The following is a 15,598-nucleotide window of genomic DNA, read 5'->3' as shown; positions in this document are numbered from 1 at the left end:
TGAGGTTGCCGACTAAGCGGTTCCTGATCCTCCGTCGTCATGAACGCGACCAAGATCCTCTGGGGCCAAGTGCTCCTCGTCAGCGCCGTCGTGCTCGCCTTCGTCTGGGCGGCGACGGAATGGACCGCGTGGCGGCTCGCCTTCCAGCCCCAGCTCGGCCACCCCTGGTTTGAAGTCCTCGGCTGGCCCGTCTACCAGCCGCCGGCATTCTTCTGGTGGTGGTTCGCCTACGACGCCTATGCACGCGAGATCTTTGTCGAAGGCGCCTATATCGCGGCGTCCGGCGGTATCGCCGCGATCGTCGTGGCTGTCACCATTTCGGTCTGGCGGGCGCGGGAGGCCAAGCGGGTCACGACATATGGTTCCGCTCGATGGGCCGAGGCGCACGAAGTCCGGCAGGCCGGCATGCTTGGCCATGACGGCGTGCTCCTCGGTCGCTGGCACGACGACTACCTGCGCCACGACGGCCCCGAGCATGTGCTTTGCTTCGCGCCGACCCGAAGCGGCAAGGGCGTCGGCCTGGTCGTTCCGACGCTGCTGACCTGGCCAGGCTCGGCGATCGTCCACGACATCAAGGGCGAGAACTGGACGCTCACCGCCGGCTGGCGCGCGCGGTTCGGTCGCGTGCTGCTCTTCGACCCCACCAATACGCAGAGTGCCGCCTATAATCCGCTGCTTGAGGTCCGGCGCGGCGAATGGGAGGTGCGCGACGTCCAGAACATCGCCGACGTGCTGGTCGATCCGGAAGGCGCGCTGGAACGGCGGAACCATTGGGAGAAGACCAGCCATTCGCTTCTGGTCGGCACCATCCTGCATGTCCTCTACGCCGAGCCGGACAAGACGCTCGCCGGCGTCGCCAATTTTCTCTCCGATCCCAAGCGGCCAACCGAGACGACGCTGCGCGCGATGATGACGACGCCGCATCTGGGCGAACGCGGCGTGCATCCCGTCGTCGCGAGCGCCGCGCGCGAGCTGCTGAACAAATCCGAAAACGAACGCTCCGGCGTGCTGTCGACGGCCATGTCGTTCCTCGGTCTGTATCGCGATCCCGTGGTCGCGGCCGTCACGCGCCAATGCGATTGGCGCATCCGCGATCTTGTCGAGAGCGGGCGACCGGCGACGCTCTACCTCGTCGTCCCGCCATCGGACATCAGTCGGACCAAGCCACTTGTCCGCTTGATCCTGAACCAGATCGGCCGGCGACTGACTGAGGAGCTGGAGTCGAAGCGCCAGCGCCATCGCCTGCTGCTGATGCTCGATGAATTCCCGGCGCTGGGTCGGCTCGATTTCTTCGAGAGCGCTTTGGCCTTCATGGCCGGTTATGGCTTGAAGGCATTTCTGATCGCACAGAGCCTGAACCAGATCGAGAAGGCTTATGGCCAGAACAACTCGATCCTCGACAACTGTCATGTCCGCGTGAGCTTCGCCAGCAACGACGAGCGAACCGCCAAACGCGTATCCGACGCGCTCGGCACCGCCACCGAAATCCGCGACGCCAAAAACTATGCGGGTCATCGACTGAGCCCGTGGCTCGGCCACTTGATGGTCTCCCGCCAGGAGACCGCGCGGCCGCTGCTGACGTCTGGCGAGGTGATGCAACTCCCACCCGATGACGAGTTGGTGCTCGTCTCCGGCTGCCATCCGATCCGCGCCAAGAAGGCGCGTTACTACGAGGATCCGCAATTGCGGACGCGAATCCTGCCGCCGCCCAAGCCCACTCGCTCGGCGGAATCCGCCGGCCACTCCCCCACGGCGCGACCGGCGCACAGCGGCGATTGGGCGGAGTTGATCGTCGCGGCACCGCCGGCGCAATCCGACGATCCCGACAACGCCGGTATTCGGCGTGAGCCTGAACTTCCCGAACACGAAGAGATCGCGCCGGAACCCCGCCAGCCGGCGCAGGAATTCGAGTTGGCCGATGACGACGCGGATGACGCCCCCCAGCGTCTCCGCGTCTTGCAGGGCCAGGTCCGCACCATCGCCCGGCAAGTCTCGCTCGATCCGGCCGACGACATGGGGCTGTGACGCATGCGCACCAAGCACACCTTTCGCCTTCCGCCGGATCTCGCCGGCAAGCTGGCCGACTACGCGGCGCGCAAACGCGTGCCGCAGGCGCTGGTGGTGGAGACAGCGCTCGCCTCGCACCTGTCGCCGGATGGCGCCGATCGGTTGGAGGCCGCGCTCGCGCGGCGGCTCGACCGCATGACGCGACAGATCGAGCGCCTCGAACGGCACGTCACCATCTCAAACGAGGCCCTGGCGCTGTTCGTGCGCTTCTGGCTGACCAACACCCCGCCATTGCCGGATACCGCCCAGGCGGCGGCGCAGGCCAAGGGCCGGGAGCGCTATGACGGCTTCGTTGAGGCCCTGGGGCGCCGGCTGGCGCGTGGTCGGACGCTCGCAGACGAGGTGACAACGGATGTGAACCCACCCGTGTCGGCGACCCTTCCCGACTAGATTTCGCTGCGGCCGGTTCGCGCAGGCAAATCTGCGCTTTGACGGTCGCCGGCGATTTCCGCCTCGATTCTTCCGAGCGCCGCGACCCAATCTGGATTCCACGCACGGCGATCGTTCAGGTGGCGAGCTGTCGCCACGAAAAGACGGATCATCCGCAGCAAGTTGTGACCGACGTGATGAACCGCTTCATCCAGCACCAATATAGGGAGCCCTGCCTGCTGCAAGGTGACGGTTACCGCCATGAAGTCGCCGCTGATCTCCGCGTAGGGCGCGAGCGCTCTACCAAGCGCGGTAGGAACAGACGACCCGGCTCCCGAATTATCGGCCTGGTCTTGAATCTCCGTGAAGACCTGCGGCCACCACCAAAAGAGGCGCGCGACAGCTTGGGACCAGAAGTCCCGGCCGAGCCTCGGCTCGACGAGCCGCGCCTCGCGAAACGCACGCTCAACTGCGAGCCACATTCCGGCAGCGTCACCGGGCTGTGCTTCGGCGTTCATCACGAGGGATTCGACCGCGCCAAGTCCCCAAAGTCCCATGATCTCGGCCGGATTTCCACTGCTGTGTCTATTGGCCCGCCACGCTCGTTCGCGCTCGAACCTGAGTGCAGACCAAGTGCTGGTGAACCAAGCGGCGGCGCCTGGGAGTCTCGCCAGAACATCGCCCGGAATGGTTCGCAAAGGCGCGCCGGGTAATTGGATGAGGTCGTTCGCGCGCGTCAACTCGAAGCCATCACCCTTTAGCAGGCCTTTCGCGATGGACCCGACGTCCAGATCTGCGACCGTCGTCGTGAATGCCGCCACGCTCAGCACCGCCACGGCACGAAACTGCCGCTCCAGCGGTTTTGTCTCCCTGATCCATGCGTCTTGTGCACGACGAGGCGTCATGCGACTGCTAAGCGCATGCGCCAAAATCCCGATGCGATTGATCATCTGCTTGCGCGGGCCGCTTCGGCCTGCAGGAGGAACACGGGGCGTCTGGCGCAGAAGGTTTTCAAGCCAGTGCCAAGCGAGTTCGACGCCGTCGGCACGCGCAAAAAGGATGTCGAGAACCCCACCGACAGCGTTGCGAAACTGCGCAATGCCTTTGCTCAGGTCTTCGGTCTCCACCTCGTCGCCGCGCGGCGATAGCAGTTGTTCGCTCGCCGACTGCAGCAACAGGATTGCGGCCATCCCCGAGCGCTGCCAGCGGCCCTCTGCGTCGAAGGCGGTATTCGCCAACCGCAACAGGATCAAGGCATCGTGCGGACTTGTCAGAAGCGCTTTACTACTGAGACACTGCTTCACGAGCGTCGGGTGCGGCAATTGGTCGATCATCGTCACGAAGCGCTCGGCGTCGGCTCTTCGCAGAATCTCGAACGCATCGCTTGACCGGAACAGGATTGGCCACTGGTCCGCTTCCCATACCTCCTGGAAGCTCCCCGCCCGCGCGAATTGCTCGACGATCGACGCCATAGAAGCGCGACGCGGCGGAATCTCGGTCACGGTGTCCGGCGCGTCGTTGGCCTTTGTGACGATCGTGGCGAGGAAATCGACGAACGCCTCCTGCACGTCGGGATTCCTGCCCAACACCTGCGCCGCAGCATCGGCAAAGTCCTCCCACGACGCGCCGTCGATCGACGCGACGAAATGGCCAATCCAATCGAGCTTGCCGGGACCATGGATCGCATAGGCGTGTCCGCTAGCGGCCGCCAGAACATGACCGATCAGAGGCGCTTCGTCAGGCTCCTTGCCTTCCGCGTCTTCGATCTGCCAAGCGAGCGCTGCGGACAGTCCATCAAGTTTTTCCGCGGACAGCCGATCGACAAGACTCAGATCGGCAGGCAGCGAACCAAGGTCTTGCCGGGAATAGAGCGTCAGATCACGCGCCAAGAGATCCACGATCCAGCGCTCGCACACGGCGGTGGCGGTTTCAGCCTCAGTGGGCTGTTCGAGCCAGGAGGCGATCCGGGCGCGCCGATCGCGCAAATGGTCTTCAAGCGTGCGTGGCATCGGGTCCATCGCCGTTCAGCTCTGGGAGACCTGCTTTGGCGATCCAGTCCGCGAGAGGCATGGAGCGGTCAAGCACGCGTTCTATGGCCGCGATAACAATACGGGACTCGTGAACCTGGCTTATTAACCCGATGCGTTCGCCGAGCTCGTTGAACGACGGCCCCGACGCCCAAACGACATCGTCAATCACCAGAAAGCGGTCGTGGAAGACAGGCTTCCTCGAGCCTGGCATCACCAACACCTTCGGCGCCCCCGGTCCGAGCCGGCCCTGCACATGTCGAAGTTGCGCCAGCAGCAGGACGCCGGGCGGCGTGGAGGACGCTGTCTGCCCCTCTGGGGGAGCTTCCTCCGCGCTGTCATCTGGCCGGGCTTTACGCATGTGCGGCGCGCCCGTCAAAATCGTCACCTCCACGCCATCGCGCATGACTCGGAGCGCGTAGTTCTGGAGTTCGCGCATGCCAAAATCCGGATCGACGAAGATGACGCGGCGCTGCGCCCCGGCCACGAGGTTCGCCACATAGGATTCGGCCTCGCCGCGCATGCGGACCAGATCGTCACCCGTCAGATCGTCCTTGTCGGTTTCGTGGACGCCGAACAACCGTTGCGGGGCGGACTGCTTCTGGAGGCGATCCTTGCGCGCCTCCTGCAGCTCAACGATTCGGATCGCGCCAGAGAGAGGCAGCGCCTCTCCCACATGCACGCCGCCGGCCTCCTTCACCCGGCTGGTTTTGTAGCGCGACGCCGGTTTGCGACGACCGCCCGACGGCACCTCGACATCGAGCACCGCATCGACCACACCGAAGCCGACGCTGATCTGCTCCATCCACAATGTCGGTGGGACCATGCGAACGAGCCCGCGGGTGGGACAGGAGATCGCGAAGCCTGTCTCGCTGACCGGCTCTGGGTAGCCCTTGATGGCGAAGCCGTCGTCGTCGAACGAGGCGGGCAAGACCTCCGTCCAGCCGGCGGGCCGCCGCTGGAGTATGACGAGCTTCAGCGCGCCGGCATCTGCTTCGGGGTAATCCTCATAGTGGCGCCGGTGCGCTTGAATGACCACTCGCTCCGAGCCGGTGGCCTTCCGGTCGTACGTGAAATGCCCGACACCAGTGAGCAGCGGGTCGGGAGCAAGCAGGGAGAGGCTTCCAAGCCACTCCTCGTATTCGAAGGGATCGAATCCAGCATTGGTGGCAAGCCACTCGCGGGCGGCGGTGCTCGATCCAAGCTTCTGGATCGCCTCCGCCGGATCTTCCATCGGAACCAATCGGTGAATACGCGGTCCGCCATGCCATTGTGCTGAAAACGGAATCGTCTCGCCCACACAGAACCGGCCTAATGCCGGCTCGACGCCGAAGGGCGGCGCCGCGATCTCAACTGGCGACGCAGTCAGCGGGATCGTCACCCGCCCAAGGGCCGCCGCTTCGTACCAGGCGAGAGCATCGGCGGTGGACATCGGCAGCGCCGATCCCGCAAGAGTCACATCACCGCCGAAGTTGGGAACCGCCCAATTCCTTTCTCCGGCCGTGAAACGCTCCGGAACCGGGATATCGCGGGGAAAGAGCTCCACATAACCGAACAGCAAATATTGCTTACCAGCGGCGCGCATCGTCGCCAGCCTTACCAGCGCGCCGTGATAGTCCGTCGCGACTTTGGGCCATATGGGCACCTGCTGCGCTGAGCCAGCCGTATCGGGGTGCTCGATCGCTGCATCGCCGTCTTCGGGACTGTCCATCTCGCCTCCATTTGGCCAGTTTATCACAGCCGGCAATGAGGGTGATGACCCACAAGAGCGCTCACGCTCTCCCGCGCCCTCATCGCCGACCATCCCAGCCGCATGTCTTTCTATCCCTGAGCCCTATCGCCTCATCACCGCTGTTGCGAAGTCCGATTTCCGGCTCTTTCTAATCAACCCCGATGATCAATCCGCCTCGACGAGGCGAGTTTTCGGGGTTCGCAGTGACGACGATCTCGTTCCGCTCAGAAGCCTTCGCCCGCGGCGCGCGCATGCTGCGCACCGCGCTTGGCCCCGCGATCGCCGGCTATCTCGAAGACCCCAGCATCGTCGAGGTGATGCTCAATCCCGATGGCCGGCTCTGGATCGACCGGCTGTCGGGCGGGCTTGAGGACACCGGTTGCCGGGTCACCCCGGCAGACGCCGAGCGAATTGTGCGGCTCGTCGCCCATCATGTCGGCGTCGAGGTTCATGCCGGCAGTCCGCGCGTCTCGGCCGAGTTGCCGGAAAGCGGGGAGCGGTTCGAGGGCCTGGTGCCGCCTGTCGTGGCGGCGCCGTGCTTCGCCATTCGCCGCCCGGCCGTCGCGGTCTTCACCCTCGGCGACTATGTCGAGGCCGGCATCATGTCCGGCGCGCAAGCCGAGTTGCTTTGCGTGGCGGTCCGGGAACGGAAGAATATCCTCGTCGCCGGCGGCACCTCGACCGGCAAGACGACGCTGGTCAACGCGCTGCTTGCCGAGGTCGCCAAGACTGGCGACCGCGTGGTGCTGATCGAGGATACCCGCGAACTGCAATGCGCCGCGCCCAACCTCGTGGCGCTGCGCACCAAGGACGGCGCGGCCTCGCTGTCCGATCTCGTCCGCTCATCTCTGCGCCTCCGTCCCGACCGCATTCCGATCGGCGAGGTGCGCGGCGCCGAGGCCCTCGATCTCCTGAAGGCGTGGGGCACCGGCCATCCCGGCGGCGTCGGCACCTTGCACGCCGGCTCCGCCATCGGCGCGCTACGCCGCCTCGAACAGCTCATTCAGGAAGCCGTCGTCACCGTCCCGCGCGCGCTGATTGCCGAGACCATCGACCTAATCGCGGTTCTCGCCGGTCGCGGCTCCGCGAGAAGGCTCGCCGAACTCGCCGCGGTGCAGGAACTCGGCCCGACCGGCGACTACGTCCTCACCCCAGCAGGAGAACCGTGATGCTGTTCAACCGTGTCCGCCATCGCTTCGCACTGGCCTACGCATTCGCTTTTGTCGCGCTCGTCTCGTCACCCGCGTACGCGGCGGGCTCCAACATGCCATGGGAGCAGCCGCTGACACAGATCCTGGCGTCGATCCAGGGTCCGGTCGCCAAGGTCGTCTCGGTGATCGTGATCATCATGACCGGCCTGACGCTGGCCTTTGGCGAAAGCTCCGGCGGTTTCCGGCGGCTGATCCAGATCGTCTTTGGCCTGTCGATCGCCTTCGCCGCGTCGAGCTTCTTCCTGTCGTTCTTCTCATTCGGCGGCGGAGCGCTGATCTGATGGACCAGGACGAGCCCATCACCGGCTTCTATGCGCCCGTTCACCGCGCACTCACCGAGCAGATCCTGCTCGGTGGCGCGCCGCGGGCGGTGGCGATCGTCAACGGCACGCTCGCCGCCGCCGTCGGCCTGGGCCTGCGCCTGTGGATCGTCGGCGCCGCCATCTGGCTGATCGGCCATGTGGCGGCGGTGTGGGCCGCTAAGCGCGACCCTGCCTTCGTCGACGTGGTGCGCCGGCATTTGCGCTACCCGCCACACCTGGCCGAGTGAGGTGCTGCCATGATGAACCTTGCTGAATACCGCCGCCGGTCTCACAGCCTCGCCGATTTCCTGCCCTGGGCGGCGTTGGTCGGAAAGGGTGTGATCCTCAACAAGGACGGCTCGTTCCAGCGCACGGCGCGGTTTCGCGGACCCGATCTGGATTCGGCGACACCGGCCGAACTCGTGGCGATCACGTCCCGGCTCAACAATGCCTTGCGCCGCCTCGGTTCCGGCTGGGCGATCTTCATCGAGGCGCAGCGCCAGCCGGCGAACCGCTATCCGAAAGGTGATTTTCCCGACGCCACCTCCGCTCTCGTCGATGCCGAACGCCGGGCGCAGTTCGAGGAGGAAGGCTCCCATTTCGAGAGCCGATATTTCTTCACACTGCTCTGGCTGCCGCCGGCCGAGGACGCCGCGCGCGCCGAGGCCTGGCTCTATGAAGGACGCGCGCAGGACGGTGCCGATTGGCGCGCGGCGCTGGCCGGATTCATCGACCGCACCGATCGGGTGCTGGCGCTGATTGAGGGCTTCATGCCCGAGGCGGAGTGGCTCGACGATCCCGAGACGCTGACCTATCTGCATTCCTGCGTTTCGACCCGCCGCCAGCGTGTGCGCGTGCCGGAAACGCCCATGCACCTCGACGCCATCCTGGTCGATGAGGACCTCTCCGGCGGGCTCGAACCGCGGCTCGGCCGGGCGCATCTGCGCACGCTCACCATCATGGGCTTTCCGTCTCAGACCTGGCCGGGCCTGCTCGACGAACTCAACCGGCTCGCCTTCCCCTATCGCTGGTCGACGCGCGCGATCTGTCTCGACAAGACCGACGCGGCGAAGGTGCTCGGCCGCATCCGCCGGCAATGGTTTGCCAAGCGTAAGTCGATCACGGCGATCCTCAAGGAGGTGATGACCAACGAGGCGTCGGTGCTGATGGACAGCGACGCCGCCAACAAAGCGCTCGACGCCGACATGGCGCTCCAGGAGCTCGGTTCCGATCTTGTCGGCCAGGCCTATGTCACCGCGACCGTCACCGTCTGGGATGACGATCCCCGCATCGCCGAGGATCGGCTGCGTCTGGTCGAGAAGACCGTCCAGGGCCGCGACTTCACCTGCATGCGCGAGAGCGTCAACGCGATCGAGGCCTGGATGGGAAGTCTGCCGGGCCACGTCTACGCCAATGTCCGCCAGCCGCCGATCTCGACCCTGAACCTGGCGCACATGATGCCGTTCTCGGCGGTCTGGGCCGGGCCGGAACGGGACGAGCATTTCCAGGCGCCGCCGCTGTTCTTCGCGCGGACGGAGGGATCGACGCCGTTCCGGTTTTCGCTCCATGTCGGCGATGTCGGCCACACGCTGATCGTGGGGCCGACCGGCGCCGGCAAGTCCGTACTGCTGGCGCTGATGGCGCTGCAGTTTCGCCGCTACGCGGGCGCGCAGGTCTTCGCCTTCGATTTCGGCGGCTCGATCCGTGCGGCAGCACTCGCCATGGGCGGGGACTGGCACGATCTCGGCGGTGCGATCGCCGACGACATCGCCGAGCCTGTCGCTTTACAGCCCCTCGCGCGGATCAACGACGCTGGCGAGCGCGCCTGGGCGGCTGAATGGGTGGCGACATTGCTCGGCCGGGAGGGCGTGACCATCACCCCGGACCTCAAGGAACACCTCTGGTCCGCGCTGACCTCGCTTGCTTCCGCCCCATTGACGGAGAGGACGATCACCGGGCTCTCCGTCCTTCTGCAATCGAACGCTCTGAAACAGGCTTTGCAGCCGTACACCGTCGGCGGTCCCTGGGGACGGTTGCTCGACGCGGAGACTGAGCGCCTCGGCGAGGCCGAAATCCAGGCCTTCGAGACCGAAGGGCTGATCGGCGCGGGCGCCGGGCCGGCGGTCCTGTCCTATCTGTTTCATCGTATCGAGGACCGGTTCGATGGGCGCCCCACACTACTCATCATCGACGAGGGTTGGCTCGCGCTAGATGACCGCGGCTTCGCCGGCCAGCTCCGGGAATGGCTGAAGACGCTGCGAAAGAAGAACGCCAGCGTCATCTTCGCCACCCAATCGCTCGCCGATATCGACGGCAGCGCCATTGCACCCGCGATTATCGAGAGCTGCCCGACGCGCGTGTTCCTGCCAAATGAGCGCGCGCTCGAACCGCAGATCGCAACCATCTATCGCCGCTTCGGGCTGAACGATCGCCAGATCGAGATCCTCAGCCGCGCGACGCCAAAGCGCGACTATTACTGCCAATCCCGCCGCGGCAACCGCCTGTTCGAGTTGGGCCTGAGCGAGGTCGCGCTCGCCTTCGCCGCCGCGTCGTCCAAGACCGATCAGACCGCCATCGCCAAGATTGTCGCCACCCATGGCCGCGACGGGTTCGGCGCGGCGTGGCTGCGCGGCAAGGGCCTCGATTGGGCTGCGGACATGCTCGTCACCCGTATCCAGGAGGTTTCCCGATGACCACGCGTCGTTTCCGCGCGGCGCTCGCCGCCGGCGTCACCGCGCTCACGCTCGTGACCGCCAGCGTTCCCGCCCATGCCCAATGGATCGTCTACGATCCGACCAACTTCTCGCAGAACGTCCTCACGGCGGCGCGCGAGCTGCAGCAGGTCAACAACTCGATCCAGAGCCTGGAGAACCAGGCCAACATGCTGATCAATCAGGCCAAGAACCTGGCGAGCCTGCCATACTCCTCGCTGGCGCAACTTGAGCAGTCGATCAATCAGACCGAGCAGTTGCTCATCCAGGCGCAGGGGATCGCCTACAACGTCACGACCATCAATCAGGCGTTCACGAGCACCTATCCGCAGGCCTATTCCAGCTCGACATCGAGCCAACAGCTCGTCGCCGGCGCACAGACGCGCTGGCAGAACTCGCTCGCCGGATTCCAGGACGCGATGCGCGTTCAGGCCGGCGTGGTGCAGAACCTCGACTCAACGCGCACGCAGATCAGCGCCCTGGTCTCGTCGAGCCAGTCGGCCTCCGGCGCGCTCCAGGCCGCCCAATCTGGAAACCAGCTCGTGGCGCTCCAGACCAAGCAGCTCGCCGATCTTACCGCGGTCATGGCGTCGATCGCGCGCGCCCAGAGCCTGGAAGGCGCACGCACCGTCGCGAACCAGGCCCAGGCCCAGCAGCAGCTCACCAACTTCCTCAACTACGGCTCGGGCTACCAACCCGGCTCCGCACAGATGTTCCACTGATGCGCGGCCGTCCGCTCAATATCGCCATGATCGGCCGCGCCGCCGGGTTCGTCCTGGTCGCCGGGGCGATCGTGGCGACCGCCATCAGTTTCCACCGCGACGACGCACGCCAGAACGCGCCCGTGAACTCACCCGCGATCCAGAGCGATCCGCTCGCGCGCGAACTGGCGCGCTGCCAGGCGATCGGTATGGCCGCGCAGAATGACGGTTCCTGCGAAGCCGCCTGGGCCGAGAACCGGCGTCGCTTCTTCACCTATCGCCCGGCGCCATCCACCGCATCCACGCCACCGGCCAACCCGCGCCTTGCGCCTAAACCCGAGGACCATTGAGCTATGGGCGGCACTGGCGTCATCGACCGCTTCCTGGGGATCTTCACCCAGTACATCGATTCCGGATTCGGGCTCGTGCAGGGCGATGTGCACTGGCTCGCCGGTGTGCTCATCGCGATCGACATCACCCTGGCCGGCCTCTTCTGGGCCCTGGCGCCAGACGAGGACGTGCTCGCGCGCCTCATCAGGAAGACCCTCTATATCGGCGTCTTCGCCTTCATCATCGGCAACTTCAACAATCTCGCGCAGATCATCTACAACTCCTTCGCCGGCCTCGGCATTGAGGCGGGCGGCGGAACGCTGAGCCAAGCGCAGCTCCTTCAGCCAGGCCGTCTTGCGCAGGTCGGCATCGATGCCGGCCAGCCCATCCTTACTTCCATCTCCGGCCTGATGGGCTTCACCAGCTTCTTCGACAACTTCATCCAGATCGCGATCCTGCTGATCGCCTGGCTGATCGTCGTCATCAGCTTCTTCATCATGGCGATCCAGCTCTTCGTCAGCCTGATCGAATTCAAGCTGACCACGCTCGCGGGCTTCGTCCTTGTGCCTTTCGGCCTCTTCGGCCGCACCGCCTTCCTCGCCGAGAAGGTTCTGGGCAACGTGGTGTCGTCCGGCGTGAAGGTTCTGGTGCTTGCCGTGATCGTCGGCATCGGCTCCACAATTTTCAGCCAGTTCACCAGCGGCTTCAACAATCCGCCCACCATCAGTGATGCGCTGACCCTGATCCTCGCGGCTTTGTCGCTGCTCGGCCTCACCATCTTCGCGCCCGGCATCGCCAACGGGCTGATCGCCGGCGGGCCGCAGCTCGGCGCCGGCGCCGCCGTGGGGACCGGACTCGCGGTCGCCGGCATCGGCGCGGCCGGAGCCGCGCTCGCGGCGGGCGGCCTTGGCGCCGCTGGTGGCGCTATCGCCGGGACCGCGCGCGCTGGCGCCAGTGTCGCGGGTGGCGCCACCGCCGCCTACCGGGCGGGCGGCCTCTCTGGTGTCGCTCAGGCCGGGGCCTCAGCCGCAACCAGTCCGCTTCGCCGCGCGGCCGCGAGCCTGCGCGACAGTTTCGCTGCCGGGGGTCAGGCCGTGACGGGAAAAGCGAGCCAAGCGGGGGCGAGCGCGGCAACCCAGGGTGAAGCCTCGGGTCCGCCGGACTGGGCCAGCCGCATGAAGCGCAATCAAACCATCAATCAAGGGGTCTCCGCCGCCGACCACGCCATCCGCTCCGGCGATCATCCCAGCGGTGGCGGCGGCGTCGATCTCTCCGAAGGAGAATAGTTCATGTTCCGGCGACCGACCGTCCGCTACGGCGCGACCCCAGACTCCGAAACGCCTTACCAGAGAGCAGGCCAGATTTGGGACGACCGGATCGGATCGGCCCGCGTCCAGGCGAAGAATTGGCGGCTCGCCTTCTTCGGCATGCTGGCGCTCAGCGGCGGCCTGGCCGCCGGCCTCGTCTGGCAATCGGCGCGCGGCACGATCACGCCGTGGGTCGTGCAGGTCGACAGACTTGGCCAGGCGCAAACGGTGGCGGCGGCCGTGGCCGACTACCGCCCGACCGACCCGCAGATCGCCTGGCATCTCGCCCGCTTCATCGAGGAGGTGCGGGGCATTCCGGCCGACCCGGTTGTGCTGCGGCAGAACTGGCTCGAGGCGTATGACTACGTCACCGACAAAGGCGCGCTGGTGCTGAACGACTACGCCCGCACCAACGATCCCTTCACCAAAATCGGCAAGACGCAAATCTCGATCGACGTGGCGAGCGTGATCCGCGCTTCTGACGACAGCTTCCGCGTCGAATGGGTCGAGCGGCGCTACGTCGATAACGCGCTTGCCGTCACGGAGCGCTGGAGCGCCATCCTCACCATCGTCGTGCAGACGCCGACCGACGCTGATCGGCTCAAGAAAAATCCGCTCGGCGTCTACGTCCACGCCCTCAACTGGTCCAAGGAGCTCGGCTGATGCGCAAGCTGCCCCTCGCAACCCTTTTGCTCGCCTCGATCTCGCTGGGAGCCTGCTCGACGATCTGGAAGCCGCCCGAGATCAGCTACGACGACACGCCGCGGCAAGCCGTGCTGCAGCCCGATCCGCCCAGGCCGGTGCAGATCGTCGAGCTTCCGAAGCTCCTGCCGTTGCCTGGCCAGCTCAAGCCAATCCCCGGCGCCAAGACCGCGCCGCCGGAGGCCGCGGATCCGCACACGCGCGTCGAGCAGGCCAATGGAGCCGCTCGCGTTCAGCCGACACAGGCCGGATATCTCAATGCGATCCAGGTCTATCCATTCTCCGAGGGGGCGCTCTATCAAGTCTACGCGGCGCCCGGCGAGATCACTGATATCGCCCTCGAAGCGGGTGAGCAGCTTGTCGGCTCCGGTCCCGTCGCGGCCGGCGACACCGTGCGCTGGATCGTCGGCGACACAGAAAGCGGCACGGGCCCGACCAAACGCGTCCACATCCTGGTCAAGCCGACCCGCCCGGACCTTGTCACCAATCTCGTCATCAATACCGATCGACGCACCTATCATCTGGAGCTGCGTTCGGCCGACAAGACCTACATGGCGTCGGTCTCCTGGGCCTATGCTCAGGACCAGTTGATCGCGCTGCGCCAGCGGAACGCGACCGCCGATGCGGCGGCGCCGGTCGCCTCCGGCGTCGATATCAACGCGCTGAACTTTCGTTACCGCATCGAGGGCGACACACCCGCCTGGCGGCCGCTACGCGCATTCGATGACGGGCGGCAGGTATTCATCGAGTTCCCGGCCGGCATCAGCAAAGGCGAGATGCCACCGCTCTGGGTCATCGGCGCGGAAGGTGGCGCCGAGCTTGTCAACTACCGCGTCCAGGGTGCCCACATGATCGTCGATCGGCTATTCGCCGCGGCCGAACTGCGGCTCGGCGGTGAGCACCAGAAAAAGGTCCGTATCGTCCGCACCGACGGGAGGCCGCAGTCGTGACCGACGCCCCGCATGAAGAGACGGCGGGGCCTTCGGGAGGCGATCGGCCGCCACAGGAAATGCGGCTGCGATCCAACCGGGCGCCCGTGACACGGCTCTCCCGGAAGGTCCTCCTCGGCCTTGGCGCCGTCGCGGCCATCGGAATCGGCGGCGCGCTGTTCCTGGCCTTGCGACCCCAGCATCAGACCGCCGGGTCCGAACTCTACAACACCAGCAATCGCACGACACCGGATGGCCTCGCCAACCTGCCGCGCGACTATACGGGTCTTCCGCGTGCCGTTCCCCAGCTTGGCCCGCCGCTGCCCGGCGATCTCGGCCGGCCGATCGTCAACGCGGGCGCGCCGGCTCCCGGCATGCCGACGTCGGAGGCGGGGCTTAGTCCGGAGCAGCAGCGTATAGCCCAGGAGCTGGAAGCGGCGCGCACCAGCCATCTCTTCGCGACAACCAGTGTCGGGCAGATCGCCACGGTGACCTCTCCGGCGCTGGCAGCGGCTCAAGCCACCACGGCGTCATTGACCGGTGGGTCGAGCGATCTCGCCTCTCAGGATCACAAGCTCGCTTTCCTGAACGGGAATCCCGACCGCGACACGGTCAGCCCCGATCGCGTGCAGGCGCCCGCCAGTTCGTTCACGCTACAGGCCGGCGCGGTTATCCCGGCGGCGCTGCTCACCGGCCTGCGCTCGGATCTGCCTGGCCCCGTCACGGCGCAGGTGACCGAAGATGTCTATGACAGCCCGACCGGCAAGATCCTCCTGATCCCGCAGGGTGCGCGATTGATTGGTCAGTACGACGCCCAGATTGCCTTTGGCCAGTCGCGGGCGCTGTTGGTCTGGAACCGGCTGATCATGCCGAATGGTCGTTCGATCGTGCTGGAGCGCCAGCCGGGCGCCGATCCCGAGGGTTACGCCGGCCTGGAAGACGAGGTCGACAACCATTGGGGCATGCTGTTCAAGGCCGCGATCCTCTCGACCTTGCTGAGCGTTGGGTCGGAAGCTGGAAACAGCAACAACAACCAGAACTCCCTCGTCCAGGCCCTTCGGCAGGGTTCATCTCAAAGCTTTAGCCAGGTCGGCGAGCAAGTGGTCGGACGATCCTTGAACGTCCAGCCGACCATTACCATCCGACCGGGATTTCCGGTCCGTGTTTTGGTGACCCACGATCTCGTTCTCGAACCCTATCGCGGTTGAGG

14 protein-coding genes are annotated in these 15,598 nt (G+C 65.9%); 12 read left to right on the top strand and 2 right to left on the bottom strand.

Translation table 11 applies throughout. The features are described from left to right. Positions 1–39: 39 nt before the first annotated feature. A complete protein-coding gene (locus WDN46_11645; GenBank protein MEJ0094057.1) occupies positions 40–2,025 on the top strand; it encodes a conjugal transfer protein TraG in 1,986 nt (661 codons plus the stop codon). Between the two features lie 3 nt (positions 2,026–2,028). After that, positions 2,029–2,457, top strand: coding sequence for a CopG family transcriptional regulator (locus tag WDN46_11640; GenBank protein ID MEJ0094056.1), 429 nt, complete (start codon positions 2,029–2,031; stop codon positions 2,455–2,457). On the opposite strand, the gene WDN46_11635 is transcribed toward WDN46_11640, so the two are convergent. Both WDN46_11635 and WDN46_11630 read right to left on the bottom strand, forming a co-directional pair. After that, positions 2,454–4,445: a hypothetical protein gene (locus tag WDN46_11635; protein MEJ0094055.1), complete on the bottom strand. Its 1,992-nt coding sequence runs from the start codon at positions 4,443–4,445 to the stop codon at positions 2,454–2,456. The genes WDN46_11640 and WDN46_11635 overlap by 4 nt on opposite strands. Further along, complete coding sequence (locus WDN46_11630) at positions 4,429–6,174, bottom strand: VPA1262 family N-terminal domain-containing protein (protein MEJ0094054.1); 1,746 nt, start codon at positions 6,172–6,174, stop codon at positions 4,429–4,431. Before WDN46_11630 ends, WDN46_11635 begins: the two co-directional genes overlap by 17 nt. A 272-nt stretch (positions 6,175–6,446) precedes the next feature. Between WDN46_11630 and trbB the strand changes: the two genes are divergently transcribed. The 10 genes from trbB to WDN46_11580 are packed head-to-tail and all read left to right on the top strand — an operon-like array spanning position 6,447 to position 15,596. Next, a complete protein-coding gene (gene trbB, locus WDN46_11625; protein ID MEJ0094053.1) occupies positions 6,447–7,364 on the top strand; it encodes a P-type conjugative transfer ATPase TrbB in 918 nt (305 codons plus the stop codon). Beyond that, entirely contained in the window at positions 7,364–7,687 is a 324-nt protein-coding gene (locus tag WDN46_11620) for a TrbC/VirB2 family protein (protein MEJ0094052.1), read from the top strand. Before trbB ends, WDN46_11620 begins: the two co-directional genes overlap by 1 nt. Beyond that, positions 7,687–7,956, top strand: coding sequence for a VirB3 family type IV secretion system protein (locus tag WDN46_11615; protein ID MEJ0094051.1), 270 nt, complete (start codon positions 7,687–7,689; stop codon positions 7,954–7,956). The genes WDN46_11620 and WDN46_11615 overlap by 1 nt, the downstream gene beginning before the upstream one ends. Positions 7,957–7,965: 9 nt before the next feature. Beyond that, positions 7,966–10,401, top strand: coding sequence for a conjugal transfer protein TrbE (trbE, locus tag WDN46_11610; protein MEJ0094050.1), 2,436 nt, complete (start codon positions 7,966–7,968; stop codon positions 10,399–10,401). Continuing rightward, positions 10,398–11,141, top strand: coding sequence for a P-type conjugative transfer protein TrbJ (gene trbJ, locus WDN46_11605; GenBank protein ID MEJ0094049.1), 744 nt, complete (start codon positions 10,398–10,400; stop codon positions 11,139–11,141). Before trbE ends, trbJ begins: the two co-directional genes overlap by 4 nt. Next, the gene (trbK-alt, locus tag WDN46_11600; protein ID MEJ0094048.1) at positions 11,141–11,470 is read left to right on the top strand and encodes a putative entry exclusion protein TrbK-alt; all 330 of its coding nucleotides are present in this window, start codon (positions 11,141–11,143) and stop codon (positions 11,468–11,470) included. Before trbJ ends, trbK-alt begins: the two co-directional genes overlap by 1 nt. A 3-nt stretch (positions 11,471–11,473) precedes the next feature. Further along, positions 11,474–12,736, top strand: coding sequence for a P-type conjugative transfer protein TrbL (gene trbL, locus WDN46_11595; GenBank protein ID MEJ0094047.1), 1,263 nt, complete (start codon positions 11,474–11,476; stop codon positions 12,734–12,736). Between the two features lie 3 nt (positions 12,737–12,739). Then, on the top strand, positions 12,740–13,420 hold the full coding sequence (gene trbF, locus WDN46_11590) for a conjugal transfer protein TrbF (protein ID MEJ0094046.1): 681 nt from the start codon (positions 12,740–12,742) through the stop codon (positions 13,418–13,420). Next, a complete protein-coding gene (gene trbG, locus WDN46_11585; GenBank protein ID MEJ0094045.1) occupies positions 13,420–14,409 on the top strand; it encodes a P-type conjugative transfer protein TrbG in 990 nt (329 codons plus the stop codon). The genes trbF and trbG overlap by 1 nt, the downstream gene beginning before the upstream one ends. Next, entirely contained in the window at positions 14,406–15,596 is a 1,191-nt protein-coding gene (locus WDN46_11580; protein MEJ0094044.1) for a TrbI/VirB10 family protein, read from the top strand. The genes trbG and WDN46_11580 overlap by 4 nt, the downstream gene beginning before the upstream one ends. Positions 15,597–15,598: the final 2 nt, after the last annotated feature.

Origin of the sequence: Methylocella sp., from assembly GCA_037200525.1 — a bacterium.
GTDB lineage: Bacteria > Pseudomonadota > Alphaproteobacteria > Rhizobiales > Beijerinckiaceae > Methylocapsa.
The sequence above is the reverse complement of the archived record's forward strand: the minus strand, read 5'-3'. Positions and strand labels throughout refer to the sequence as shown.